This window comes from Novosphingobium oxfordense (genome assembly GCF_044029435.1).
Lineage (GTDB): Bacteria > Pseudomonadota > Alphaproteobacteria > Sphingomonadales > Sphingomonadaceae > Novosphingobium.
Genome location: NZ_CP147005.1, coordinates 1,265,382 through 1,290,510 on the forward strand (window position 1 = coordinate 1,265,382; position 25,129 = coordinate 1,290,510).

The 25,129-nt window shown below is 64.1% G+C and carries 26 protein-coding genes and 1 pseudogene; 14 read left to right on the top strand and 13 right to left on the bottom strand.

Annotated features, from left to right (window positions below; translation table 11 throughout):
* The first annotated feature begins 125 nt into the window (after positions 1 to 125).
* Together WBP07_RS05865 and WBP07_RS05870 are read left to right on the top strand one after the other, a co-directional pair.
* Positions 126 to 662, top strand: a complete 537-nt coding sequence (locus tag WBP07_RS05865) for a DOMON-like domain-containing protein (RefSeq protein ID WP_395394831.1) — start codon at positions 126 to 128, stop codon at positions 660 to 662.
* Positions 659 to 1,855, top strand: coding sequence for an exo-beta-N-acetylmuramidase NamZ domain-containing protein (locus WBP07_RS05870; protein WP_395394832.1), 1,197 nt, complete (start codon positions 659 to 661; stop codon positions 1,853 to 1,855). The genes WBP07_RS05865 and WBP07_RS05870 overlap by 4 nt, the downstream gene beginning before the upstream one ends.
* A gap of 6 nt (positions 1,856 to 1,861) precedes the next feature.
* Here the strand turns inward: WBP07_RS05870 and WBP07_RS05875 are convergent, their stop codons facing one another.
* The 5 genes and pseudogenes from WBP07_RS05875 to WBP07_RS05895 form a co-directional block, all read right to left on the bottom strand.
* Positions 1,862 to 2,152, bottom strand: coding sequence for a hypothetical protein (locus tag WBP07_RS05875; RefSeq protein WP_395394833.1), 291 nt, complete (start codon positions 2,150 to 2,152; stop codon positions 1,862 to 1,864).
* Between the two features lie 64 nt (positions 2,153 to 2,216).
* Positions 2,217 to 3,398 carry a VWA domain-containing protein gene (locus WBP07_RS05880; RefSeq protein ID WP_395394834.1) on the bottom strand — a complete coding sequence of 394 codons (1,182 nt, stop codon included), beginning with the start codon at positions 3,396 to 3,398 and terminating at the stop codon, positions 2,217 to 2,219.
* 202 nt (positions 3,399 to 3,600) lie between these two features.
* Positions 3,601 to 4,493 (bottom strand): annotated as a pseudogene (locus WBP07_RS05885) (DUF817 domain-containing protein).
* A 7-nt stretch (positions 4,494 to 4,500) separates the two neighbouring features.
* Positions 4,501 to 4,941, bottom strand: coding sequence for a GFA family protein (locus tag WBP07_RS05890; RefSeq protein ID WP_395394835.1), 441 nt, complete (start codon positions 4,939 to 4,941; stop codon positions 4,501 to 4,503).
* Between the two features lie 19 nt (positions 4,942 to 4,960).
* A complete protein-coding gene (locus WBP07_RS05895; RefSeq protein ID WP_395394836.1) occupies positions 4,961 to 5,806 on the bottom strand; it encodes an AAA family ATPase in 846 nt (281 codons plus the stop codon).
* A 196-nt stretch (positions 5,807 to 6,002) separates the two neighbouring features.
* Here WBP07_RS05895 and WBP07_RS05900 point away from each other — a divergent pair, with 196 nt between their 5' ends.
* Both WBP07_RS05900 and WBP07_RS05905 read left to right on the top strand, forming a co-directional pair.
* Positions 6,003 to 6,719, top strand: a complete 717-nt coding sequence (locus WBP07_RS05900) for an NYN domain-containing protein (protein ID WP_395394837.1) — start codon at positions 6,003 to 6,005, stop codon at positions 6,717 to 6,719.
* Positions 6,720 to 6,907: 188 nt separating this feature from the next.
* Positions 6,908 to 7,549, top strand: coding sequence for a hypothetical protein (locus WBP07_RS05905; RefSeq protein WP_395394838.1), 642 nt, complete (start codon positions 6,908 to 6,910; stop codon positions 7,547 to 7,549).
* A 28-nt stretch (positions 7,550 to 7,577) separates the two neighbouring features.
* Here WBP07_RS05905 and parE read toward each other — a convergent pair whose 3' ends face one another.
* Both parE and WBP07_RS05915 read right to left on the bottom strand, forming a co-directional pair.
* Positions 7,578 to 9,587 (bottom strand): DNA topoisomerase IV subunit B, encoded by a 2,010-nt coding sequence (gene parE / locus WBP07_RS05910; RefSeq protein ID WP_395394839.1) that lies wholly within the window; start codon positions 9,585 to 9,587, stop codon positions 7,578 to 7,580.
* Between the two features lie 233 nt (positions 9,588 to 9,820).
* The gene (locus WBP07_RS05915; protein WP_395394840.1) at positions 9,821 to 10,999 is read right to left on the bottom strand and encodes a penicillin-binding protein activator; all 1,179 of its coding nucleotides are present in this window, start codon (positions 10,997 to 10,999) and stop codon (positions 9,821 to 9,823) included.
* 40 nt (positions 11,000 to 11,039) lie between these two features.
* Between WBP07_RS05915 and rsmI the strand changes: the two genes are divergently transcribed.
* The 5 genes from rsmI (at position 11,040) to aqpZ (ending at position 14,774) form a co-directional block, all read left to right on the top strand.
* Positions 11,040 to 11,867 carry a 16S rRNA (cytidine(1402)-2'-O)-methyltransferase gene (rsmI, locus tag WBP07_RS05920; protein WP_395395732.1) on the top strand — a complete coding sequence of 276 codons (828 nt, stop codon included), beginning with the start codon at positions 11,040 to 11,042 and terminating at the stop codon, positions 11,865 to 11,867.
* Positions 11,864 to 12,226 carry a YraN family protein gene (locus WBP07_RS05925; protein WP_395394841.1) on the top strand — a complete coding sequence of 121 codons (363 nt, stop codon included), beginning with the start codon at positions 11,864 to 11,866 and terminating at the stop codon, positions 12,224 to 12,226. Before rsmI ends, WBP07_RS05925 begins: the two co-directional genes overlap by 4 nt.
* 137 nt (positions 12,227 to 12,363) lie before the next feature.
* Positions 12,364 to 13,350 carry a glutathione synthase gene (gene gshB / locus WBP07_RS05930; RefSeq protein WP_395394842.1) on the top strand — a complete coding sequence of 329 codons (987 nt, stop codon included), beginning with the start codon at positions 12,364 to 12,366 and terminating at the stop codon, positions 13,348 to 13,350.
* Positions 13,351 to 13,362: 12 nt separating this feature from the next.
* On the top strand, positions 13,363 to 13,962 hold the full coding sequence (locus tag WBP07_RS05935) for a DedA family protein (RefSeq protein WP_395394844.1): 600 nt from the start codon (positions 13,363 to 13,365) through the stop codon (positions 13,960 to 13,962).
* Between the two features lie 113 nt (positions 13,963 to 14,075).
* Complete coding sequence (aqpZ, locus tag WBP07_RS05940) at positions 14,076 to 14,774, top strand: aquaporin Z (protein ID WP_395394845.1); 699 nt, start codon at positions 14,076 to 14,078, stop codon at positions 14,772 to 14,774.
* Between the two features lie 118 nt (positions 14,775 to 14,892).
* Here the strand turns inward: aqpZ and WBP07_RS05945 are convergent, their stop codons facing one another.
* The 4 genes from WBP07_RS05945 to rph all read right to left on the bottom strand — a co-directional run bounded on the left by WBP07_RS05945 (position 14,893) and on the right by rph (position 18,454).
* Positions 14,893 to 15,804, bottom strand: a complete 912-nt coding sequence (locus WBP07_RS05945; protein ID WP_395394848.1) for a tyrosine recombinase XerC — start codon at positions 15,802 to 15,804, stop codon at positions 14,893 to 14,895.
* Positions 15,801 to 16,952: a radical SAM family heme chaperone HemW gene (gene hemW / locus WBP07_RS05950; protein WP_395394849.1), complete on the bottom strand. Its 1,152-nt coding sequence runs from the start codon at positions 16,950 to 16,952 to the stop codon at positions 15,801 to 15,803. Before hemW ends, WBP07_RS05945 begins: the two co-directional genes overlap by 4 nt.
* Before the next feature lie 9 nt (positions 16,953 to 16,961).
* A complete protein-coding gene (gene rdgB / locus WBP07_RS05955) occupies positions 16,962 to 17,591 on the bottom strand; it encodes an RdgB/HAM1 family non-canonical purine NTP pyrophosphatase (protein ID WP_395394850.1) in 630 nt (209 codons plus the stop codon).
* Between the two features lie 146 nt (positions 17,592 to 17,737).
* Positions 17,738 to 18,454, bottom strand: coding sequence for a ribonuclease PH (gene rph / locus WBP07_RS05960; RefSeq protein WP_395394852.1), 717 nt, complete (start codon positions 18,452 to 18,454; stop codon positions 17,738 to 17,740).
* A 97-nt stretch (positions 18,455 to 18,551) separates the two neighbouring features.
* Between rph and hrcA the strand changes: the two genes are divergently transcribed.
* The 3 genes from hrcA (at position 18,552) to WBP07_RS05975 (ending at position 20,557) form a co-directional block, all read left to right on the top strand.
* Positions 18,552 to 19,595: a heat-inducible transcriptional repressor HrcA gene (gene hrcA, locus WBP07_RS05965; protein WP_395394854.1), complete on the top strand. Its 1,044-nt coding sequence runs from the start codon at positions 18,552 to 18,554 to the stop codon at positions 19,593 to 19,595.
* Positions 19,596 to 19,611: 16 nt separating this feature from the next.
* Positions 19,612 to 20,163 (top strand): nucleotide exchange factor GrpE, encoded by a 552-nt coding sequence (gene grpE, locus WBP07_RS05970; RefSeq protein WP_395394856.1) that lies wholly within the window; start codon positions 19,612 to 19,614, stop codon positions 20,161 to 20,163.
* A gap of 139 nt (positions 20,164 to 20,302) precedes the next feature.
* Positions 20,303 to 20,557, top strand: a complete 255-nt coding sequence (locus WBP07_RS05975) for a hypothetical protein (protein ID WP_395394858.1) — start codon at positions 20,303 to 20,305, stop codon at positions 20,555 to 20,557.
* Here the strand turns inward: WBP07_RS05975 and WBP07_RS05980 are convergent.
* Both WBP07_RS05980 and WBP07_RS05985 read right to left on the bottom strand, forming a co-directional pair.
* A complete protein-coding gene (locus WBP07_RS05980; protein WP_395394860.1) occupies positions 20,536 to 21,006 on the bottom strand; it encodes a vgr related protein in 471 nt (156 codons plus the stop codon). The genes WBP07_RS05975 and WBP07_RS05980 overlap by 22 nt on opposite strands.
* A gap of 50 nt (positions 21,007 to 21,056) precedes the next feature.
* A complete protein-coding gene (locus WBP07_RS05985) occupies positions 21,057 to 21,644 on the bottom strand; it encodes a copper chaperone PCu(A)C (protein ID WP_395394862.1) in 588 nt (195 codons plus the stop codon).
* A gap of 205 nt (positions 21,645 to 21,849) precedes the next feature.
* Between WBP07_RS05985 and dnaK the strand changes: the two genes are divergently transcribed.
* Together dnaK and dnaJ are read left to right on the top strand one after the other, a co-directional pair.
* Positions 21,850 to 23,763, top strand: a complete 1,914-nt coding sequence (dnaK, locus tag WBP07_RS05990; RefSeq protein ID WP_395394864.1) for a molecular chaperone DnaK — start codon at positions 21,850 to 21,852, stop codon at positions 23,761 to 23,763.
* A gap of 81 nt (positions 23,764 to 23,844) precedes the next feature.
* On the top strand, positions 23,845 to 24,978 hold the full coding sequence (gene dnaJ, locus WBP07_RS05995; RefSeq protein ID WP_395394866.1) for a molecular chaperone DnaJ: 1,134 nt from the start codon (positions 23,845 to 23,847) through the stop codon (positions 24,976 to 24,978).
* Positions 24,979 to 25,129 lie beyond the last annotated feature (151 nt).

A 25,129-nucleotide genomic window follows, 5' to 3' on the forward strand; every position in this document is an offset into this window, starting at 1 on the left:
GAGCGGGGCGCCTAGCATGTGGGGCGCAGGATATGAAGCAATTGGTCGCGTGCGTGGTGATATCCGGCCGAATCCGGCAAGACCCGGATTGCCAGCCCGACGCGCGGACCTTTACGGAGGCCGCCATGTCCGACCTGACCTGCCACCCGGCACATCCACCCGTTCTCGTTCGCTCGATCGAAACCCGCGTGATCGGCTTCGACGAAAACTGGCTGCGTGTGCGCTGGCGGATCCTTGGCGCGGGCAAGCTGGTGGTGCCGGCTTTCGCAGGCAAGGGCCGGGCAGAGGGGCTGTGGAACACCACCTGTTTCGAGCTGTTCCTCCAGCCGCCGGGTGAGGCATCGTACGTCGAGATCAACCTCTCCCCCTCCGAACGCTGGAACGTGTACGACTTCACCGGTCGCCGCGAGGGCATGGTCGAACATCCGATGCCGCACGAGCCGGAGTGTACGATGCGCAAGGGTTCGGACATCGCGATCTTCGATGCCGCCATCCCCGTTGCCGGCCTGCCACCGCTGCCGCTGAACCATGGCTTCACAGCGGTGATCGAGGAAGAGGGCGGCGTTAAGAGCTATTGGGCGCTTTCCCACAGCGGCGATGCGCCTGATTTCCACGATCCGTCTTGCTTCGCACTTCCGCTTGCGGCACCCGGGCAGGCATGAAATTCGGCATCGACCGCCTGCTGGCGGACCCTGAACTGCGTAAGCCGCTTGACGGCCGCCGCGTCGCGCTCGTCGCCCATCCCGCCTCGGTAACCGAGGACCTTGTCCACTCGCTTGACGCGCTGATCGCTGCGGGCGTGAACGTGACGAGTGCCTTTGGCCCCCAGCACGGGCTGAAAGGCGACAAGCAGGACAACATGGTCGAGACGGCGGACGAGCTGGATCCGACTTACGGCATTCCCGTCTACAGCCTGTACGGCGAAGTCCGCCGCCCCAGCGAGGCGATGATGGACAGCGCCGATGTGTTCCTGTTCGACCTGCAGGACCTGGGCTGCCGCATCTATACTTTCGTCACCACGCTGCTTTATCTGCTGGAAGCGGCCCAAAAGCAGGGCAAGAGCGTCTGGGTGCTCGACCGTCCGAACCCTGCCGGTCGCCCGATCGAAGGGCTGACCCTGTTGACCGGGCAGGAGAGCTTCGTCGGCGCGGGCCCTATGCCGATGCGCCACGGGCTGACCTTGGGTGAGATGGGCCACTGGTTCGTCCGGCATTTCAAGCTCGACGTCGACTACCGCGTGGTCGCGATGGAGGGATGGGAGCCCGAAGGCCCCGGTTTCGGCTGGCCGCAGGACCGCATCTGGATCAACCCCAGCCCGAACGCCGCCAACCTCAACATGGCCCGCGCTTATGCGGGCACGGTGATGATCGAGGGCGCGACGCTGTCGGAAGGCCGTGGCACCACCCGCCCGCTGGAAGTGCTGTTCGGTGCGCCGGACATCGACGCCAAGGCGGTTCTGGCCGAGATGCAGCGCTTCGCCCCCGAATGGCTCGAAGGCTGCGCGGTGCGCGAATGCTGGTTCGAACCGACCTTCCATAAGCATGCCAAGACGCTGTGCAGCGGCTTGATGATCCATGCAGAGGGCAAGTTCTACGACCATCATGCCTTCCGCCCGTGGCGGCTTCAGGCATTGGCGTTCAAGGCGATCCGCAACCTCTATCCCGACTATCCGATCTGGCGCGATTTCCCGTACGAGTACGAGTTCACGCGCCTTGCCATCGATGTGATCAACGGCGGACCGGGGCTTCGCGAATGGGTCGACAGCCCCGATGCACTTCCGGCTGACCTCGATGCTGCGGCCGGGGCGGACGAAGCCGCGTGGAAGACCGAAATCGCGGACCTTCTGCTTTACTGAATGCGTTTACTGGGCCGGCGACTTGCTTGCCGGCCCATCGTTGAAGGCGGGCGGAGCCTTGAGCTTGCCATCGGCCAATTCCAGCACGGGGCAGCCACCGAGCCGCTTGTCCACCGCGCGGATCAGCGTTGGCTTGCCGTCATCGGCGTTTGGCGTGGTCTTCCCCGCAGCTGCGTTGGCGCGCTGGATGGTGTAGCCGCACTTTGCCTTCGCGGACGGAGACTTGCCCCCACCGTTGGGCGGAGCGGCCGCGACCGTCAGGACAGCCATCGCCAAAATCAGAACTACCTGTTTCATCGTCGCACTCCCTCTTGGGGTTGATGAGGATGATCGCGCAAACCGGGCGCTTAGGAAAGGGCCCTCATGCCTTCTTGCGCGTCAGTTCCCGCATCGCCGCATCCAGCCCGTCCAGCGTCAGCGGAAACATCGCCCCGCCCATCAGGTCGCGGATCATCCGCGTCGAACTGGAATAGCCCCACTGAATCTCCGGCGTGGGGTTGAGCCAGACCGTTGCAGGATAAGTCTGCGCCACACGCTGCAGCCAGACCGCGCCGGCTTCCTCGTTCATGTGCTCCACCGAACCGCCGGGGTGGCTGACTTCGTACGGGCTCATCGACGCATCGCCCACGAAGATCACCTTGTAGTCGTGCCCGAACTTGTGGAGCAGGTCCCAGGTCGGCGTGCGCTGCGACCAGCGGCGGCGGTTGTCCTTCCACACGCCTTCATAGAGGCAGTTGTGGAAGTAGAAGAACTCCATGTTCTTGAACTCGGCGCTGGCCGCGCTGAACAGTTCCTCCATCAGTTCGATGTACGGATCCATCGACCCGCCAACGTCCAGGAACAGCAGCACTTTCACGGCATTGTGCCGTTCCGGCCGCATGACGACGTCCAGCCAGCCCTGCTTGGCAGTGCCCCGGATCGTCTCGTCGAGGTCCAGTTCTTCGGCCGCTCCCTCGCGCGCGAAGCGGCGCAGGCGGCGCAGCGCCACCTTGATGTTGCGCGTGCCCAGTTCGCGCGTGTTGTCGAGATTGGCGAACTCGCGCTTCTCCCAGACCTTGATCGCGCGGCCATGACGGCCTTCGCCGCCGATGCGGATGCCTTCGGGGTTATAGCCCGAATGGCCGAAGGGAGAGGTGCCGTTGGTGCCGATCCACTTGTTGCCGCCCGAATGGCGCTTTTCCTGCTCTTCCAGGCGCTTCTTCAGCGTCTCCATGATCTCGTCCCAGGAGCCGAGCGCCTTGATCTGCTCCATCTCCTCTTCGGAGAAGTAGCGTTCGGCCATCTTGCGCAGCCACTCCTCGGGAATGTCGACCGGCTGCTGGCCATAGTCGGTCAGTACGCCCTTGAAGACCTTCTGGAACACCTGGTCGAACCGGTCGAGCAGCCCCTCGTCCTTCACGAAGGTGGCGCGGCTGAGGTAATAGAATGCCTCCGGCGTCCGCTCGATCACCTCGCGGTCCAGCGCTTCCAGCAGCACCAGATGCTCCTTGAGCGAGGCGGGAATGCCGGCCGCGCGCAGTTCCTCTATGAAGTTCAGCAGCATGGCAGCATCCGGTCCCGGTTGACACGGCGACGCCAGCGAAGCGAAGTGTCGCCTTGTTTTGAAATCAAAGGGTTATCTGTCACTTTGCAGATGATGGTGTGACTTTCCGAAACGCGCATCCTGGGCCCGGTGTCACCTTGTGCGGGCAAGCCGGCTGGCGAAGGGGTCGGTGCAAGGGCCGGAGCAGGAGATCGTGCGCGGTTCATGATCCCGAACCTACACCCTTGGCGTCGACGTAGGAAACCGACGCACCCTCGTCACGCGCCTTGGGGCGATGGACCAGCGCCACCAGCACGAAGGAAATGTACATCAGCAGATACCATGCGCCCAGCTTGGTCCAGTGCACCATCGCCCAGCCGTGCCGCTGGTTCGGATAGATCCACGCCTGCGAGAACGTAGCCAGGTTCTCGGCGAACCAGATAAACAGGGCGACCAGCAGCCAGCCCACCAGCAGCGGCATCCAGCGATCCTCGCGCCAGACGCGAAACCAGATGCGGGTGCGCAGAAACAGCGCGCCCAGCAGGGCGAACAGGCCGATCCGCACATCCGGCAGCCAGTGGTGGCAAAGAAATTGACGTAGATGGCGACGGCCAGCGCGACCGAGGCGGCCTCCATGGGATAGCCGCTGAAACGGAAGTCGAAGATCCGCCAGACGCGGGCGATATAGCTGCCGACGGCAGCGTACATGAAACCGGAAAACAGCGGAACGCCGCCAATCCGCAGCAAGTTCGCTTCCGGATATTCCCAGGATCCGTGCGCCGTCTTGAACAGTTCCATCACCGTGCCGACGACGTGAAAAGCCAGGATCACCTTGGCTTCCTCCAGCGTTTCCAGCCGCAGCGCCAACATCGCAAGCTGGATCGCCAGCGCCGCCAGCGTCAGGAAATCGTAGCGGGCGAGGGCGGCACCCTCAGGATAGAACAGATGGGTGGCTACCAGCAGTGCCAGCAGCAGCCCGCCGAACAGGCAGGCCCATCCTTGCTTGAAGCCGAACAGCAGGAATTCGTAGATCCACGCCCGCCAGCCCGCGCGCGGCTCGAATGCTTCGAGCTGCGCGCGGATTGCGGCAAAGCGGGTGTGGGACGCTGTGATCACGCTGCGCCTATGCAGGAGTGGGCGGCGAAACAGGCGGCGGAGGCGGCTGTTGCGGCCAGGTTTCCAGCGCCGTGTCGAAATGCGCCCATTCCGGCGCATCGTCGGTCCAGATCACCATCGCCGGTTTCAGCCCATGCCCCGCATCGAGCGCGCCGAGGCGGAAGGTCCGCAAATGAGGGCGCGCGGAGCTTTGCGCGAAGATCTGCGTGCCGCACTTGGGGCAGAAGCTGAACGTCAGCGTATTGCCACTCGCCGCCGCCCATGTGGAAGAGGCGAGTTCACCGTCAAGCGTGACGTCTTCCACCTTGAAGATCGCATTGTTGGTCGGCCCGCCCGCTGCAAGCTGCTGGCACTGGCGGCACCAGCACTGCCGCGTGGCAATGGGCTCGCCCACAATGTCGAACGTGACGGACCCGCAGGCGCAGCGTCCGGTATAGGGTGCAGTCATCGTATCAGTTCCCGCCTTGTCAGTTCCCCCGGCGTGCCATGAAGGCCAGCCTTTCGAACAACATGACGTCCTGCTCGTTCTTCAGCAAGGCGCCGTGCAGCGGGGGAATCGCTTTGGTCGCGTCCTGGTTCTGCAGCACGTCCAGCGGCATGTCCTCCGCCAACAGCAGCTTCAGCCAATCGAGCAGTTCGCTGGTGGAAGGCTTCTTCTTCAGGCCGGGCACTTCGCGCAGCTCGTAGAAGATCTCCATCGCGCGGGTGACCAGCGTTTTCTGGATGCCGGGGAAGTGGACATCGACGATGGCTTGCATCGTCTCGCGGTCCGGGAACTTGATGTAGTGGAAGAAGCAGCGGCGCAGGAAGGCGTCCGGCAGGTCCTTCTCGTTGTTGGAGGTGATGACGACGATCGGGCGTTCCACGGCAGCGACATGCTCGCCCGTTTCGTAGACATCGAAAGCCATGCGATCGAGTTCGGCCAGAAGGTCGTTGGGGAACTCGATATCGGCCTTGTCGATCTCGTCGATCAACAGCACGGGCAGGCGCGGGGCGGTGAAGGCCTCCCACAGCTTGCCCTTGCGGATGTAGTTGTTGATGTCGTGGACGCGCGCGTCGCCCAACTGGCCGTCGCGCAGGCGGCCAACGGCGTCGTATTCGTAAAGGCCCTGATGCGCTTTGGTGGTGGACTTGACGTTCCAGGTGATCAGCGGCGCATCGAGAGAGGCGGCGATCTGCTCGGCCAGCACGGTTTTGCCGGTGCCGGGCTCCCCCTTCACCAGCAGCGGGCGGCGCAACAGGACGGCGGCATTGACCGCGACCTTCAGGTCATCGGTGGCGACATAGCTGCTGGTGCCTTCGAAACGCTGCATATCCGTCCCCTCGGGGGTAGAGCCCCGTATTTAACTGTTCGCTTAAGCCCTATGTTTTGCGCCGCAGCATGGCAAGTGGTGTGTGGAGCGCACGGACTTCGCCGCCGGGGCGTTGCGACCGCTGGTGTTGCGTGCCGTCTTCGCGGTAGTCTGACGGCGGGCACCCGCTGGGTGCCCCAACCGGAAGGAGCCTGACTTGTCCGAGCCCAAGCCCCGCGCGGCGCGCAATATCGCGCTGTTGATCGACGCAGACAATGCCTCGCCCAGCAATCTGGAGGCGGCGTTGACGATCCTGGGGGATCTCGGCTCGGTGAACGTGCGGCGGGCTTACGGGAACTGGAGCAAGGTCTCGCTGAAAGGCTGGTCGAAGCTGGTGCACCGCCACGCGCTGGAGCCGCAGCAGCAGTTCGACGTGACGAAGGGCAAGAACGCCACCGACATGAAGATGACCATCGATGCGATGGACCTGCTCTATGGCGGCCATATCGATGGCTTCGGCCTGATGACCAGCGACAGCGACTTCATGCCGCTGGCTATCCGCATCCGTCAGAATGGCACGCCGGTCTATGGTTTCGGCACCAGTCGCACGCCCGAGGCTTTTCGCGAGGCCTGTACCCGTTTCATCGACCTGGAAGCGTTGCCCGCCGCCGATGTCGACGAAGGCTCGGGCGAGGCGGCAAAGCCTGCGATCGACGAGGACCTTGTCAAGCTGATCGGCGAGGGGTGGAAGGCCAGCAAGCGGGATGAAAACGGCTATGCCAGCCTTTCCGAAGTGGGGCAGCGGGTGGCCAACCGTTCCAGCTTCGACGCGCGCAGCTATGGTTTTTCGCGCCTGTCCGAACTGGTGCAGACCTTGCCGAACTTCGCCACCGAAAAGCGCGAGAGCGGGCTTTTTATCAAGCGGATGCGCTGAAACGGCTATTAACAACCCCTTGCCGAAGCAGTGCGGCGGCGAACCGATTGCGACTGGATCCGAAAATCCAGAGCGCCAATTTCAATTGGTGATGATCGAGAGCGGTTAAATATATTTTATTTGACGGCGAACGGAGCGCGATTTTACGCGCGAATGTGAGGTGTTTCTACCTCACAGGGGGAATCTATATGAAATTGAAGTATGCCGCAGGCTTTTGCCTGCTGGTGTCTGTTGCTGTCGCCGGCAATGCGCAGCAGCAGGGGGCGGTCGTGGCTGCGGCAACCGCCGCGCCGCAGGTCGCGGTGCCTTTGGCGCCGGTGCAGGACAACGTTCTTCGCGCGGGCGTGGAAATCCCGCTGGTAACGCGGGAAGAACTTACGACTAAGAAGAAGGCTCTGCGCGTCGGTCAGCGTTTCCAGATGGAAGTGGCTGCGAATATCGAACGCAATGGCGTGGTCATTATTCCTGCTGGAACACCGGCTGTCGGTGAGATCACCGAAGTTCGTAACAAGGGCATGTGGGGCAAGTCCGGTTACATTGGCGCACGCGTTGTATCGCTTCGGCTTGGCGATCGGAATATCCGGTTGTCCGGCACTTTCGACGACAAGGGCGTGACGGGCACGGGTGGCGTCGTGGCCGCAATTGCGTTCGTTCCGATTGCAGGATTTCTGACCACTGGAACGAGCGCTTTCATCGCGTCCGGATCTCCCGTGAAGGGCTTCCTCGAAGATGATGTGGCATACGTGACGGTTGCCCCGGCTGCTGCGCCGATCCAGGTACAAGTACCGATGACTGCGGCGCCCGCTGCGGTGACGCCCGCAACGAAATAAGGCTTTCGCAGTTCCGCTGATCGACGCCTCAGGCGTCGATCAGTTCCGGATCGATCTCGCCCGCGCGGTTCTGGATGAACATGAAACGGTGTTCGGGGTTGCGGCCCATCAGGCGGTCGACAAGGTCCTTCACCGCAGCACGGCCTTCGTATTCGGGCGGCAGGGTGATGCGGATCAGCGAGCGGCTGTCCGGGCTCATCGTCGTTTCACGAAGCTGCTGGGGGTTCATTTCGCCCAGGCCCTTGAAGCGGCCGACTTCCACCTTCTTGTTCTTGAACACGGTGCGCTCCAGTTCCGCACGGTGCTCGTCATCGCGGGCATAGGCGGAAGTGGAGCCGGAGGTCAGGCGGTAAAGCGGCGGCTGGGCGAGGTAGAGGTGCCCGCGCCGCACGATTTCCGGCATTTCCTGGAAGAAGAACGTCATCAGCAGCGTCGCGATGTGTGCGCCGTCGACGTCTGCGTCGGTCATGATCACCACGCGGTCATACCGCAGGTCGTCCGGGTTGCAGTCCTTGCGGGTGCCGCAGCCGAGCGCGAGGCCGAGATCGGCGATTTCCTGGTTGGCGCGGATCTTGTCCGCCGTCGCGCTGGCAACGTTCAGGATCTTGCCGCGGATCGGCAGGATCGCCTGCGTCTTGCGGTTGCGGGCCTGCTTGGCCGAGCCACCTGCCGAATCGCCTTCGACGATGAATATCTCGGTCTCGCCATCGCCTTCGCCCGAGCAATCGGTCAGCTTTCCTGGCAGACGCAGCTTCTTGGCGTTGGTGGCGGTCTTGCGCTTTACCTCACGCTCCGCCTTGCGGCGCAGGCGATCGTCCATACGCTCCATCACCGCGCCCAGCAGCGCCTTGCCGCGCTCCATATTGTCGGTGAGGAAGTGGTCGAAGTGATCGCGCACCGCCGCTTCCACCATGCGCGCAGCTTCTGGGCTGGTGAGGCGGTCCTTGGTCTGGCTCTGGAATTGCGGGTCGCGGATGAAGACCGAGAGCATCACTTCGCTGCCGGTCACCACGTCGTCCGGCGTGATGTCCTTGGCCTTCTTCTGCTGGCCAACGAGTTCGGCGAAGGCGCGGACGCCCTTGGTCAGCGCAGCGCGCAGGCCCTGTTCGTGGGTACCGCCATCGGGTGTCGGAATGGTGTTGCAGTACCAGGAGTACGAGCCGTCCGAGTAGAGCGGCCAGGCGATCGCCCATTCCACGCGGCCCTGTTCTGAGCCGTCATCCCCGCGCGGGAATTCCTGGCTGCCGGAGAAGAACTGCGTGGTCACGCATTCGCGGCTGCCGATCTGTTCTGCCAGATGGTCGGCAAGGCCGCCGGGGAACTGGAAGGTAGCTTCGGCGGGGATGCCGTCCACGGCAAGCGAGGGCGCGCACTTCCAGCGGATTTCGACGCCGGCGAAAAGATAGGCCTTCGAGCGCACCAGCTTGAACAGCCGGGCGGGCTTGAACTTCTGATCGCCGAAAATCTCGATATCGGGGGTGAAGGTGACGGCGGTGCCGCGCCGGTTGGGCGCCGCGCCGACCTTCTGGAGCGGGCCAAGCGTTTGTCCGCGCGAAAATTCCTGCGCGAACAGTTCCTTGTTACGCGCCACTTCCACACGCGTTTTCACCGAAAGTGCGTTGACCACGGAGATGCCGACGCCGTGCAGACCGCCCGAGGTGGCATAGGCCTTGCCGGAGAACTTGCCGCCCGAGTGCAGCGTGGAAAGGATGACCTCCAGCGCCGACTTGCCGGGATACTTGGGGTGCTCATCGACCGGGATACCGCGGCCGTTGTCGGTGATGGTCAGGCGGCCGGCGGTGCCCGGCTCGTCCTCCAGCGTCACCTCGATGCGGTTGGCGTGGCCGGCGACGGCTTCGTCCATCGCGTTGTCCAGCACTTCGGCGGCGAGGTGGTGCAGGGCCCGTTCGTCGGTACCGCCGATATACATGCCCGGGCGACGGCGGACGGGCTCAAGCCCCTCCAGCACTTCGATCGCCGAACCGTCGTAGGTTTCACCGCCCGCGGAGGGGAGCTTGTCGAAGAGGTCGTCGGACATGGGGACGACTATAGGCAGGCGGAAAAACCGCGATCAAGCGGGTGAGCGACGCTTTTCCGCAGGGATTGGGGAAAAGTGGAAGAAAAAGAGAACAAAAGGGGCGAGGCAGGATCGATTGAAAATTCGCTGAAGGCGAATTTTGCGGCACCAGCCCACTCCCCCACCCGATCTCCCACAAGTTTATCCTGATGGGATGTCGGGTGGGGAAGCGGGCTGGTGCCGCGAAAAAGCTCTTACTTGCCCTTGGCGAAGCCGGTGGGCGCCGCGTCGATCACCTTGACAGTGCCTGCCTGCACCGCGCGGACTTCGAGAGCGCGCTCGATCAGGCCGTTGCGATTGAAGCGGAAGGCGCCGTCCACGCCCAGGAAACCGTCGGGTGCGAACATGGCGGTAGTCGGGAAGATCGTGCCCGGCTTCCAGTCGCGCGAGACGCGCAGGGTCAGCAGAACCGCGTCGTAACCCAGCGTGGCGATGCGGAAGGGCTGGGTGCCGAAGCGGGCGCGGTAGCTCTTGGCGAACTGGCCGAAGCGCGCATCGGACACGGTGGAGAACCACGCGCCGTTGAGGGCAGGGGCGGTCGCGAGTTCCTTCTCCCCGCTCCACAGTTCGGTGCCCAGCAGGCGGACCGGGGCAGCGTTGCCGCCGGCGCGGAACGTGGTGGCAGCGCGCGCGGAGAGGCTGCCGCTATCTGCGATCAGCAGCGCGCCGAAGCCGCCCTTGGCCTTGATGCGGGCGGCGGCCGCGCTGATCGAGGCGGCGGTGCGATCGTAGTTTTCCATGGCCAGCACGGTGCCGCCGCTGGCGCGGACCGATGCGAGCAGCGAACTGCTCACCCGCTCGCCATATTCGCCGCGCGGGACGAGCGCGGCGAAGCTGGAGATGCCCTGCTGGCGGGCATAGGCGATCGTGCGGCTGACCGACTGGCCGGGCAGATTGCCGATGATGAAGACGTCCGCCTCAGCCGCCTTCTCGTCATTCGAGAATGAGATGATCGGCACTTTCGCAGGCTTCGCGATCGTGCGGACGGCATTGATGTCGTCCGACAGGAGCGGGCCCAGAATCAGCTTGTTGCCATCCACCACGGCCCGGCGTGCGGCATCGCCGGGATTGGTGCCGGTGTCGTAGACGGTGATGCGCAGATCTTTCGCGCCGGTATCGAGAATCGCCATGTTCGCCGCATTGGCGAGCGATTGGCCGACTCCGGCGTTCGTGCCCGTGGTGGGGACCAGCAGAGCGATGCGGTGACGGTCGTTATCGCTGGCGATCACATTGTCGCCGCTGGGGGCGGGCGTCGGCGCCGGCGTGGGCGCGGGAGCCTTGGGAACGACGGCGCAGCCGGCAAGTAGCGCCATGGCGGCCCCGGCCAGAAAATTACGCCGATTGGGTCGCCCGTTCAGGCTCTTGTCGAACATTGCTTGCCGCTCCCGTGGTCCTTGGGCCATGAGGCCGATGATGGAAAACAGTCTTTCGCCGGGGCTCTACATAGTGGCAACCCCCATTGGCAACCTTGGGGATATTACAATGCGCGCGGTGGAGACGCTGCGGGGCGTGAGTGCGGTCGCCTGCGAGGATACGCGGGTGACGGGCAAATTGCTGCACCACCTGGGCATCAAACAGAAGCTTATCCGCTATGACGATCATGCCGGGGAGGGGGACCGCGAACGCTTGTTGGCACTGATGGAGAGTGCGCCTGTCGCACTGGTCAGCGATGCCGGAACCCCGCTGATTTCGGACCCCGGATACCGTCTGGTGCGGATCGCGCGGGAGCGTGGAATTGCCGTCACCAGCCTGCCGGGCGCCAATGCGGCGGTGATGGCGATGACGCTATCGGGCCTGCCCAACGATCGCTTCCTGTTCGCAGGCTTCCTGCCCAACAAGGCCAAGGCGCGCGAGGGCGTGCTGGCGGAACTTTCGAAAATTCCGGCGACGCTGATTTTTTACGAGACGGCCCCACGGCTTGAGGATTCGCTGACCGCTATCGATTCGGTCTTGCCGGGCCGCGAAGTCGCCGTGGCGCGCGAGCTGACCAAGAAGTTCGAGGAATGCCGCAGCGGTTCGCCGCAGGAACTGATCGCGCACTATGCCGCGCATCCGCCCAAGGGTGAGATCGTGCTGCTGGTCGCGCCGCCGGGCGACGAACCGCTGGGCGAGATCGATGTTGACGCGCTGCTGCGTGCCGCTCTGCAAGAGGCTAAGCCGTCCCAGGCGGCGGCAAGCGTGGCAAAGGCGACCGGGCTCGATCGCAAGACGCTCTATGCGCGGGCGCTTGAACTGAAGTGAGCGACCGGCGCGCCTATGCGGAGCGGCAGGGGCGCCGGGGCGAAGTGCTGGCGCTCTGGTTCCTGCGGCTTGGTGGCTGGCGCATCCTGGCGTCGCGGGTGAAGACTCCACGCGGCGAAGTCGATCTGGTCGCGCGGCGCGGCCGGGTGCTGTGCTTTGTCGAGGTGAAATGGCGCGCGCGGGCCGAGGATCTGGATCACGCGATCGATGCGTTCCGCCTGCGCCGTGTCGCAGCGGCGGCAGAGGCGCTGTCGCCGCGTTACCAGAAACCCGGCGACAGCATCAGGATAGATGTCCTGCTACTGGCGCCGGGGTGCTGGCCGCGTCGGATCGCCAATGCATGGCAACCTTTCGCGTGACAGCGGGGGGTCTGGTAAAAACGAAAATCAGGGATCGCACCGATGCGGTCGAAACTATTCGCACGTCTCCGCGAATTTCATTAAGTGCCAGCCACGTAATCCCCCCAAGATTGTAATCCCCCGAGGAAGCCCATTTCATGACCCTGCGCATTGCCGTTCAGATGGATCCGCTCGAAACCATCAACATCGTCGGCGATTCGTCCTTCGCCCTGATGCTGGCCGCGCAGGCGCGCGGGCACACGCTGTTCCACTATGACGTACGGACGATGTCCTATGATGCGTCCTACGGCGCCGGCGGGCGGCTGACCTGCTGGGGCGCACCGGTGACGGTGCAGCGCGTGGACGGCGCACATTTCACACGTGGCGACTATCGCCTGATCGACCTGGTCGCCGATATCGACGTAGTGCTGATGCGGCAGGATCCGCCGTTCGACCTTGGCTATATCACCGCGACGCACCTGCTGGAGCGGCTGGCCGGCAAGACGCTGGTGGCCAATGATCCCGCCTCGGTCCGCAATGCGCCGGAAAAGGTCTTCGTGCTCGATTTCGCGCGCTTCATGCCGCCTACGCTGATCGCGCGACGGATCGAGGACGTGCGCGCGTTTCAGGAGCGTCAGGTGGCGGCCGGGCTGGGTGGCGACCTGGTGGTCAAGCCGCTCCACGGCAACGGCGGCAAGGCGGTTTTCCGCGTTCCGGCTGACGGCAGCAATCTTGGCGCGCTGGTGGAGATGTTCCAGAACGCCTGGGTGGAGCCGTTCATGGTCCAGCCCTTCCTTCCGGACGTGTCGGAAGGCGACAAGCGTATCGTGCTGGTCGATGGCGTGGTGGCCGGCGCCATCAACCGCAAGCCGGGCGCGGGCGAATTCCGTTCGAACCTTGCCGTCGGCGGCTCTGCCGAGGCGACGCAACTCACTTCTACCGAAGAGGAAATCTGCGCGGCGATGGGGCCGGAATTGAAGGCGCGGGGGCTGGTTTTCGTGGGCATCGACGTGATTGGCGGCAAATGGCTGACCGAGATCAACGTGACATCGCCCACCGGCATCGTTGCCATCGACCGGTTCAACGGAACCGATACCGGCGCGCTGATCTGGGACGCGATCGAGGCACGCCACGCCGCGATGTAACGGAATTCCGTCATGGATGAATGGGTCATCCGCCTGATCGAAGGCGGCGGTTACTGGGGCATCGCGTTTCTGATGGTGCTGGAAAACCTGGTGCCGCCGATTCCGTCGGAGCTTATCATGGGCGTCGCCGGAGTCGCGCTGGCACGCGGGACGATGGCGTTCACGCCGGTGCTGCTGGCGGGAACGGCCGGCTGCACGCTGGGCAACTACATCCTTTTCCTGATCGCCGACCGTCTGGGGTACGAGCGCCTGAAGCCGCTGGTTGACCGCTGGGGGCGCTGGCTGACGATGGAGTGGCACGATGTCGAACGCGCCGGAAAATTCTTCCGCCGACACGGTCACTGGGTGGTTTTCGTCATGCGGTTCATGCCGATGTTCCGCACGATGATCTCTGTCCCCGCCGGACTTTCGCACATGAAACACGTAAGGTTCCTTCTCTACACCGCCGCTGGTGCAGCCGTATGGAACACCCTGCTGCTGATGGGCGGGCAATGGCTGGGACGGCGATTTTCCGAGGCGGCGGCTTGGATCGGATGGGTGACGCTGGCGCTGGCGGCAGCAACCGTGGCCTGGTATCTCTGGCGGGTAATAAGCTGGAAGCCAACGCGCTGAACCAAGCCCAAGTTGAAAAAATGAAGCCAACTATCGGCTTAGTGTAATTCCCGGCTATCTTGCTTAAGGATACTGACGTATTCTTCGCCCGCAACCATTGGGGAGCAGGCGTTATGTCCAAGAGACTGGCAGCTGAATTCTTCGGTACGTTCTGGCTTGTTTTCGGGGGCTGCGGTGCAGCAGTCCTTGCAGCGGCCTTTCCTGAACTTGGTATCGGCTTTGCCGGCGTCGCCCTAGCCTTCGGGCTTACAGTGGTGACGATGGCTTATGCGGTCGGCGCGATTTCCGGCGGGCATTTCAACCCGGCAGTATCGCTTGGCATGGCCGTAGGTGGCCGGCTCGACTGGAAGGACCTGATCCCCTATTGGATCGCACAAGTAATCGGCGCCATCGTGGCGGCGGCGGCGCTCTACGCGATCGCTTCGGGCAAGGCGGGCTGGACGCCCGGCGGCTTCGCAACGAACGGTTATGGTGCGCTTTCACCGGGCGGCTATTCGCTGCATTCCGCGCTTCTGATCGAAATGATCCTGACGGCCGGTTTCATCATCGTCATCCTCGGCTCAACCTCCAAGATCGCGCCGGCCGGGTTCGGGCCACTGGCCATCGGCCTGTGCCTGACGCTGATCCACCTTGTGGCGATCCCCGTTACCAATACTTCGGTGAACCCGGCCCGCTCGACGGGTGTGGCGCTGTTCGCCGAAACGGCAGCTCTTTCCCAGCTCTGGGCATTCTGGGTGGCTCCGCTGATCGGCGCGGCCATCGGTGCGGTGATCTGGCGCTTCCTGCTGGCGCCGGATGAAGGCGCGATCTGAGCGGCCGGACTTTTAGGCAAAGGCCCCGCTTTTTCTTTGCAGAGTAAGGAAGCGGGGCCCCGCCTGCGACAAGACGACGGCGGGTTTTTTGATATGTGCGGCGGGATGGAGTGTTGCTCTATCCCTGCTCGCGCGGGTGGGCGTTTCGGTAGACGTCCAGCAGTGTCGCCGCGTCCACTTTCGTGTAGATCTGGGTCGAGCCCAGGCTGGCGTGACCCAGCAGTTCTTGCAGGCTCCTGAGGTCGGCACCTGCGCCCAGCAGGTGCGTGGCAAAGCTGTGGCGCAGCGCATGCGGTGTCGCCGTTGTGGGCAGGCCAAGCGCGATCCGCGCCCGCGCCATCGCTTTCTGCACCATTCCCTGTGAAAGTGCGCCGCCCTTCGCACCGCGAAATAGTGCCTCGTCCCGGCCCATCGGCCAGGGACATTTGGCCACGTAATCAGCCACCCCATCGCGTACGATCGGCAGCAGCGGCACCACGCGCTGCTTGTTGCCTTTGCCGGTGACGGTGATCGTCTCGCCCATCGGCAGCGCGGACCCGGTGAGCGAGAGCGCTTCGGCAATGCGCATGCCGGCGCCGTAGAGGAGCAGCAGCACCGCCCGGTCGCGGGCGCCGATCCATTCCTCGCGCGCGTCTTCCTCTACCGTGGCGGCAAGGTTGATGGCTTCGTCCGGCGTGACCGGGCGGGGAATGCCTTTCTTGACGCGCGGACCGCGCACTCTCGGGCCTGCTCGCTCCGGAACGCCGGCCTGCTCGCGGGCGAAGGCAAGGAAGCTCTTGATCGCGGAAAGCTCACGCGCGGCGGAAACGTTACCGATCCCGTCCTCCCGTCGCTCGGCCAGATGGAGCCGAAGCGTGCCGGCATCTGTTCGGGAGAGAGCGTGCCAGTCCGTCTCCCCCCCGACGCCCGCTGTCGCGTCGATCAGTCGTGCGGCGGTGGCGATATAGGCGCGGCAGGTATGCGGGCTGCGTCGCCGGGCGTGGGTGAGGTGGTTGCCCCAGGCTTCGAGCAGGTCCGCCTTTGTCGTCATGTCTCGACGAGGTCGGCCGGGACCAGTTCGCCCAGCAGGCCATCAAGCAGCGCCATGCCCTGATCAGTTACACCAAGGCGGTTGCCCTTGCGCCAGACAAGGCCCTGTCGCTCATAGAACGCAGCCTTTGCCTCGACGCAGAGATCGGCGATCGCCAGGCCGAACCGGGCTGCCAGCGAATCCAGATCGACGCCTTCATCAAGCCGCAGGCCCATCAACATGGCCTCGCTCGCCTGTTCGCGTCGGCCAAGATCGCGAGTTTCATTGATGCCGTGGGCGTGGCTATCGATCGCTTCCAGCCAGTTTTCGGGCTTGCGATGACGGGTGGTCGCCACACCCCCGCGGCGACCGTGAGCGCCGGGGCCGATCCCGCAATAGTCCTGATAACGCCAGTAAGTCAGGTTGTGGCGGCTTTCCTCGCCCGGGCGGGCGTGATTGCTGATCTCGTAGGCGGGCAGACCGGCGCTGGCCGTCATCTCGCGGGTAAGCGCGAACATGTCGGCGCAGGCATCCTCGTCCAGCGGCTCGAACTGGTGCTGGCGTACCATCGTCGCGAACTTGGTGCCCGGCTCGATGGTCAGCTGATAGAGCGAGAGGTGACCGGTGCCGTAGGAAAGGGCATGGGCAAGTTCGGCCTGCCATGCGTCGAGGGTCTGGCCCGGACGCGCATAGATCAGATCGAAGCTGACGCGGGAGAAGCGCTGCTGCGCCACTTCGAGCGCTTTCAGCCCTTCCGAGGCATCATGCAGGCGCCCCAGGAAGCGCAGTGTTTCGTTGTCCAGCGCCTGTAGACCCAGCGAGACGCGATTGACGCCGGCATCGGCCAGCGCGGCGTAGTTCGCCGCCTCTACCGAGGAGGGATTGCCCTCCAGCGTGATCTCGATCCCCTCGGCAAAGCCCCATAGCTTTTGCGCTTCGTCCAGCAGCCGAGCGACGAGGGCAGGGGGCATCAGCGAGGGGGTGCCGCCGCCGAAGAAGATCGACGACAGCGGCTCTCCGCCCGCCACTTCGTGTTCGTGGCGCATGTCCGCCAGCAGGCCCGCCTGCCAGCGATCATGCTCGACCCGTTCGCGAACATGGCTGTTGAAGTCGCAATAGGGGCACTTTGCGAGGCAAAACGGCCAGTGGATGTAGAGCGCGCGGGCCATGTTGGGAGATTAGCCTGCGAACTGCTCCGCGACCAGCTTGGCGAAAGCGTCGGCGCGGTGGCTGATCTCGTGCTTTTCCTCGGGCGGGATCTGCGCGTAAGTCATGTCGCGACCATCGGGCACGAAGACGGGGTCGTAGCCGAAGCCCATCTTGCCGCGCGGCGGCCAGGAGAACGTGCCGTTCGCGCGGCCCTCGTAGACGGCTTCCTCGCCATCCGGCCAAGCGATAGCCAGCACGCAGGAGAACCAGCAGGACCGGTCCACATCCTCGCCCTGTTCGCACAGCAGGCCTTCGACCTTGCCCATGGCCATGAACCAGTCGCGCCCCTCTGGGCCTTCGAACCACTGCCGCTCGGCCCAGTCCGCCGTGTAGACGCCGGGGCGTCCGTCCAGCGCGACCACGGAAAGCCCGCTGTCATCGGCCAGCGCCGGCAGATTGGCGGCCTTGGCAGCGGCATGCGCCTTCAGCAGCGCGTTTTCGACGAACGTGGTGCCGGTCTCGTCAGGCTCGGGCAGGCCGAGTTCGCCGGCCGACACGCAATCGATGCCGTAAGGCGCGAGCAGGGCCGAGATTTCCTTCAGCTTGCCCGCATTGTGCGTGGCGATGACGAGGCGGGTGTTACCGAGCTTGCGGGTCATGATGTCCTCTTGTCCGCTGATCCGCCCCGCCTTCCCTCGTCATCCCCGCGAAGGCGGGGATCCCGCTTTCTTGCGGCCTAGAGAGAAGGAAGCGGGGCCCCGCCTGCGCGGGGGCGACGGCGGATTGGGGGGCAGTGCTATGCCGATTAGCGGCCGACGGCCTTGGCTTGTTCTGCGAAGATGCGATCGCAGCCGATGCGGGCAAGGCGCAGGAGGCGGAGCAGGCCTTCCTCGTCATACGTCGCGCCTTCGGCGGTAGCCTGCGCCTCGGCGATCTTGCCGCCTTCGATCAGCACGAAGTTGGCGTCGGCGTCGGCCGAGCTGTCTTCGATATAGTCGAGGTCGAGCACCGGGGTGCCCTCGCAAATCCCGCAGGAGATCGCGGCGACACGGCCCTGGATCGGGTCTTCCTTGATCTTGCCTTCGGCCATCAGCTTGTCGACGGCCAGGCGCAGCGCCACCCAGGCGCCGGAGATCGAGGCGGTGCGGGTGCCGCCGTCGGCCTGGATCACGTCGCAGTCGAGCACGATCTGGCGCTCGCCCAGCTTCTTCATGTCGACCACGGAGCGGAGCGAGCGGCCGATCAGGCGCTGGATTTCCTGCGTGCGGCCAGACTGCTTGCCCTTGGCGGCTTCACGCGAACCGCGCGTGTGGGTGGCGCGGGGCAACATCGAGTATTCGGCGGTCACCCAGCCTTCACCCTTGCCGCGCAGGAACGGCGGCACCTTTTCCTCGACGGAGGCGGTGACCAGCACGCGCGTATCGCCGAAGGAAATCAGCACCGATCCCTCGGCGTGCTTGGTGAAACCGGTCTGGATCTCGATAGCGCGCATCTCGTCGGGCGCACGGCCGGAAGGTCGCATGAATATTCCCCTGGTCGAAGTCGGATCGTGGATTACCAGAGGCCCCTAGGCGGAATAGGCTTGAGGCTGCAAGGGCATTGCCTAAATTGTAAGAGAGATGCCCAGTCCGCCGATCACCGAATTGACCTCCCGTGCCAGGGAAATCTTCCGTCTTGTGGTGGAGGGTTATCTGGCGACGGGCGTGCCCGTGGGGTCCAAGGCACTGAGCGGGCCGGGCGGAGTGAGTCTTTCGTCTGCGTCCATCCGTTCGGTGCTCGCCGACCTCGAATCGCTGGGACTGTTGGCCGCGCCGCATACCAGTGCAGGGCGTCTGCCTACCGAAGCGGGGCTTCGGTTGTTTGTGGACGGCATCATGCAGGTGGCCGAGCCGACGGTGGAGGAGCGGCTGGCGATCGAAAGCCGAATCGCTGCGCCGGGGCCGATCGAGGCGGCGCTGGAGGCGACCAGCGCGTTGCTTTCCAGCATGTCCTCCGCCGCCGGCGTGGTGATGGTGCCCAAGCGCGAGCCGCGCCTGATCCAGCTTCAGCTTGTCGGCCTGGGGCCCGGAAGGGCGCTGGCAGTCCTGGTGGGTGAGGATGGCGTGGTGGAGAATCGCGTGCTCGACTTGCCGGTGAACCTGCCGCCGGGCGCGCTGGAAGAGGCGTCGAACTACATTTCGGCCCATCTTGCCGGGCGCACGCTGGTCGAGGCTGCGCGGTCCATGCGCGCCGACATCGCCTCGGGTCGGTCCGCGCTGGACACTGCGAGCCGGGACTTGGTGGAGCGCGGCCTTGCTGTATGGAGCGAGGATGCGATGGCCCGCCCGGTGCTGATCGTGCGCGGGCAGGCCAATCTGCTGGACGAAAGCGCGCTTTCGGACCTTGAGCGCATCCGTTCGCTGCTGGACGACCTGGAGAACAAGCAGTCGGTCGCCGAACTGCTGGACATCGCGCGCGAGGCGGAATCGACGCGCATCTTCATCGGTTCGGAAAACCGGCTTTTCGCGCTTTCCGGATCGTCGGTGATCGCATCGCCCTATCGCGATCGGGACGGCCGAGTGGTCGGTGTGGTGGGGGTTATCGGTCCGACTAGGTTGAATTATGCGCGCGTAGTCCCCATGGTGGACTTCACTGCCCAGAGCCTGGGTAAGCTCATCGGATAGATGGAACCATAGAATAATGACCGAAGAAAAGACGCAGTCGACAGAAGAATTGGCCATGGCCGAAGAACTGAAGGGTGTGCCCGAGGATATGATCGACAATCCTGAACTCGCCAAACTGCGCGAGGAGCTTGAAACGGCGAAGCAGGATGCGCTTTATGCGCGTGCGGAAACGCAGAATGTGCGCCGCCGCCTTGAAAAGGACGTCGCCGATACCCGCGCCTATGCGGCAACGGGATTTGCGCGTGACATCCTTTCGGTTGCAGACAATCTTTCGCGCGCGCTTTCGGCGATCCCCGCCGAGCTGCGCGAGGACGAGAAGCTGAAGGGCATCGTTGCCGGTATCGAGGCCACGGGCCGTGAGATCGAGAAGGTCTTCGGCAATCACGGCATCACCCGCGTGGCGGCCATGGGCCTGCCGCTCGACCCCAACCAGCATCAGGCGATGATCGAGGTTCCCTCGGCCGATGCCGAGCCGGGCACCGTCATCCAGGAACTCCAGTCAGGCTACATGATCAAGGACCGCCTTCTGCGTCCCGCCATGGTTGCCGTGGCCAAGAAGCCGGACTGATCCTCTATCGCGACCCGCCTTCCGCACGCCTTCGCGCGCTGAGCGGGGGCGGGTCGTCGATTATTTGCACATTTTGAAGGAACCTGCCCAGCAGGCAGCCCGTTGCTCAGGCATGGAACCTGAAAACGGGAGATTTGTGATGCGCAAGTTCATGATTCCCATCGTTGCAGCGACGGCGCTTGGAATGGCCGGTTGTGCCAGCAACTATGGCGGCGAGGGGGCCCTTGCCGGCGGTGCGCTGGGTGCCGGTGTCGGTGCGATTGCGGGTAATGCCGCTGCCGGTGCCGCAGTTGGCGCCGCGGCCGGTGCGGCCGTAGGGTCTACCCAGAAGAAGCACGACGGCTGCTATCGCTATGACCGCAATGGCAACCGCTATTGGGATCGCGACTGCTGATCGCGGTTCGCAAACGGCAGTATCGCCCGGTAGCTGTCCAGTGACGGCGCGCCGGGCACTTGCCATCCCCGCGCCAGCAGGAAGGCATGGCGGACGATCTCTGCCTGCTGCTCGATGCCGTATCGTTCCAGCGTCCAGCCCGGTCGCAGGGCGTAGTCGTATCGGCAAAAGGGATGGCGCATCAGCGGCAGATACCAGCGTCCGCGTTTCTGTGTCTGCCAGACGTGCACCATTTCATGGATGAACAGCCCTTGTAGGCCCGGCGAGCCTTTCGAAAAATCGTCCAGATAGAGCGGCGATCGCGGGTGAAAGTGCAAGTGTCCGCACGGTGCCATGACGACGTTCGTGGGTTGTAGCGGAAACCATTTGCGCCGACGCAGCCGGACGTCGGTGTAGTCGATCGAATTGCCGAAGACTTCAGCGACGAGAGATGCCTCTCCCGTCGTCAATTTTCGTTCGCCCCCCGCCTCGCAGGCAGGCGGCGAACGATCGTTGGCGATCAGTGGCCCATTCCCGGCATGTTGGCCATGGCGCCGTCATGACCATTTGCCGCGCCGGTTGCGGAGGGCATTGGGCCCATGCCGTCCATGTCGTCGCCATTGCTGCCCATGCTGTCGATCATCACCGGCATCTTCAGCTTTTCGCCGCTCGAGAAGACCAGTGTCAGGTCGGTGGTCTGCCCTGGCTTTAGCGCGGGCGAAATGTCGAACACCATCACGTGCAGACCGCCGGGCGCGAATTCGAGTTCGGCGCCGGGAGCGATCGGCAGCGAATCGACGGCCTTCATGGCGCCGCCGCTGGTCTCATGCATCTGGGCCTTGCCGGCGCCGTTCACTTCCACGCCGGTCAGCGCGATCGGGGCGGCGCCATCGTTGCGGACCGTGAAGTAGGCTGCGCCGGGGCGTCCCGACACCGGGGAAAGCACCAGCTTGCCGTCGCGGGCCGAGATGCCGGCGCCCGCCTCGCTCGACATGGTGCCGGGCGCGCTGCTGGCGCTGTCTTGCGGCGAGGATGCCTGCTGCTTGCAGGCACCAAGCGTTGCCAGCAGGGCCACGGCGATCAGGCTGAGCGAACGAGTCTTGTTCAAGGCAGGGGCGTCCTTCCGGTGGCTGCTTGATGAGCCATGAAAATTTCGCGTGCCTAATGCCATTGCAACGCTCTTGTTCCAAGACAATCCGCACCTATATGCCGCATCGACGACTTGAACGTCATCGAGCCGTGCAAGCCGCCTTGCCTCTTGAAGGGGGAGGCTATCCGCGCGGTGTCATCCACTGACGTGAGGAATGGGGATAATGGCAAAAGTAATTGGTATCGACCTCGGCACCACCAACAGCTGCGTTGCCGTGATGGACGGCGGCAAGCCGAAGGTCATCGAGAATTCCGAAGGCGCACGCACGACGCCCTCGATCGTCGCTTTCACCAAGGATGGTGAGCGTCTGATCGGGCAGCCGGCAAAGCGCCAGGCCGTGACCAACGGCGACAACACGATTTTCGCGGTGAAGCGCCTGATCGGCCGCCGCTTCGACGACCCGGTGACCAAGAAGGACACCGAACTGGTTCCGTACCACATCGTCAAGGGCAAGAACGGCGACGCCTGGGTCCAGGCCGGCGGCGAAGACTACAGCCCGTCGCAGATCTCTGCCTTTACTCTGCAGAAGATGAAGGAAACCGCCGAATCGTACCTCGGCGAGACCGTGACGCAGGCCGTCATCACCGTGCCCGCCTACTTCAACGACGCGCAGCGCCAGGCGACCAAGGACGCCGGCCAGATCGCCGGTCTTGAAGTGCTGCGCATCATCAACGAACCGACTGCCGCGGCGCTGGCCTATGGCCTCGATAAGCAGGACGGCAAGACCATCGCCGTTTACGACCTTGGCGGTGGCACCTTCGACGTTTCGATCCTCGAAATCGGCGACGGCGTGTTCGAAGTGAAGTCGACCAACGGCGACACGTTCCTGGGCGGCGAAGACTTCGACACCAAGCTGGTCGAATGGCTGGCCGACAAGTTCAAGGCCAAGGAAGGCATGGACCTGCGCAGCGACAAGCTGGCCCTGCAGCGTCTGAAGGAAGCGGCCGAAAAGGCGAAGATCGAACTGTCGTCCACCGCGACGACCGAGGTCAACCTGCCCTTCATCACCGCGCGCATGGAAGGCGGCGCCACCACCCCGCTGCACCTCGTCGAAACCGTTACCCGCGCCGACCTTGAAAAGATGGTTGCGGACCTGATCCAGCGCACGCTGGAACCCTGCCGCAAGGCGATCGCCGATGCCGGTCTTTCGGCCAAGGACATCGACGACGTCGTGCTCGTGGGCGGCATGACCCGCATGCCCAAGGTGCGCGAAGTCGTGAAGGACTTCTTCGGCAAGGATCCGCACACGGGCGTGAACCCTGACGAAGTGGTTGCCATGGGCGCCGCGATCCAGGCTGGCGTGCTTCAGGGCGACGTCAAGGACGTGCTGCTGCTGGACGTCACCCCGCTGTCGCTGGGTATCGAGACGCTGGGTGGCATCATGACCAAGATGATCGACCGCAACACGACGATCCCGACCAAGAAGAGCCAGGTCTACTCGACTGCCGAGGACAACCAGCAGGCGGTGACCATCCGCGTGTTCCAGGGCGAGCGCGAGATGGCGCAGGACAACAAGATGCTCGGCCAGTTCGACCTCGTCGGCATTCCGCCGGCGCGTCGCGGTGTGCCGCAGATCGAAGTGACCTTCGACATCGACGCCAACGGCATCGTCAACGTGTCCGCCAAGGACAAAGGCACCGGCAAGGAACAGCAGATCCGCATCCAGGCGTCTGGCGGTCTGTCGGACGGCGACATCGACCAGATGGTCAAGGATGCCGAGAAGTTCGCCGAAGAGGACAAGAAGCGTCGTGAGGCCGCAGAGGCCAAGAACAACGCCGACAGCCTCGTCCACGCGACCGAGCAGCAGATCGCCGAGCATGGCGACAAGATCGACGCCGGCCTGAAGTCGGAAGTCGAAGCGGCCATCGCCGCGACCAAGGCAGCGATCGAAGGTGGAGACTCCGCCGACATCACCGCCAAGTCGCAGGCGCTGACCGAAGTCGCGATGAAGATGGGTCAGGCCATCTACGAGAAGGAGCAGGCCTCGGCCGCTTCGCCGGAAGCCGCTCCGGCCGGTGGCGATGACGACGTTGTCGACGCCGAATTCTCGGAAGTCGACGAAAACAACAAGGGCTGACCAGTCCTCATGACAAGCGTGGCCGCCATCGTTACCCAATGTGACGGTGGCGGCCAGGTCGCACGCGGGGAATAACGAGACGTGTCAGCTACCGAAATCGACTATTACGAACTGCTCGAAGTAGAGCGCGACGCCGACGACAAGACCATCAAATCGTCCTACCGCCGCCTCGCGATGCGCTTCCATCCGGACAAGAATCCGGGCTGCGGCGACAGCGAGTCACGCTTCAAGCAGATCAGCGAGGCTTACGACTGCCTCAAGGACCCGCAGAAGCGCGCGGCCTACGATCGCTATGGCCATGCTGCGTTCCAGCAGGGCATGGGCGGCGGCGGCCCCGGCATGGGCGCCGAATTCGGCGACATCGGCGATATCTTCGAATCCATTTTCGGCAGCGCCTTCGGCGGTGGCGGCGGTCGCCAGCAGGCGCGTCGCGGCGCGGACTTGCGCTACGACATGGAAGTCAGCCTGGACGAGGCGTTCCACGGCAAGTCCACCGAGATCACGATCGAGGTTTCGCAGGGCTGCGAACCCTGCCACGGCAGCGGTGCCGAACCCGGCACCGGCAAGCGCACCTGCAACATGTGCGCCGGCCACGGCAAGGTGCGAGCGCAGCAGGGCTTCTTCGTGGTCGAGCGTACGTGCCCGACCTGTCACGGCCGCGGCGAAGTCATCGAAAAGCCGTGCCGCGCCTGCGGCGGCGAAGGCCGCGTGGATCGTCCGCAGACGCTGGAAGTGGAAATTCCGCCAGGCGTCGATTCGGGCACCCGCATCCGCCTTGCCGGCAAGGGCGAAGCTGGGCCGTTCGGCGCGCCTCCGGGCGATCTCTACATCTTCCTCCATGTGAAGCGCCACAAAGTGTTCGAGCGTGACGGCACTTCGCTGCTGACGCGCGTTCCGATCACTTTCACCACGGCGGCACTGGGCGGATCGATCGATATCCCGGGTATCGATGGCGAGGCCATCACTCTCGACATTCCGGCCGGTATCCAGTCAGGCAAGCAACTTCGCAAGCGTGGGGCCGGCATGCCGGTGCTTCAGGGCCGTGGCCGCGGCGATCTCGTCATCGAGATCACGGTGGAGACGCCGACCAAGCTCTCCGCACGCCAGAAGGAATTGCTGCGGGAGCTTCAGTCGACCGAGACGGGCGACGAATGCCCCGGTTCGAAGAGCTTCTTCGACCGCATCAAGGAAGCGTGGAACGACCTGACCGAGTAATCCCGGCAAGGTTTTTCACCGATAAATCACGTCACGCCGTCCTCGCCCATGCGAGGACGGCGTGATCGTTTGGAAGGCGCGGGACCCAGTCCGCATGATCCGGTCTCCACTTTCGCCATTGCGAGAGCCGCGAACCAACCCAGAGCGATGC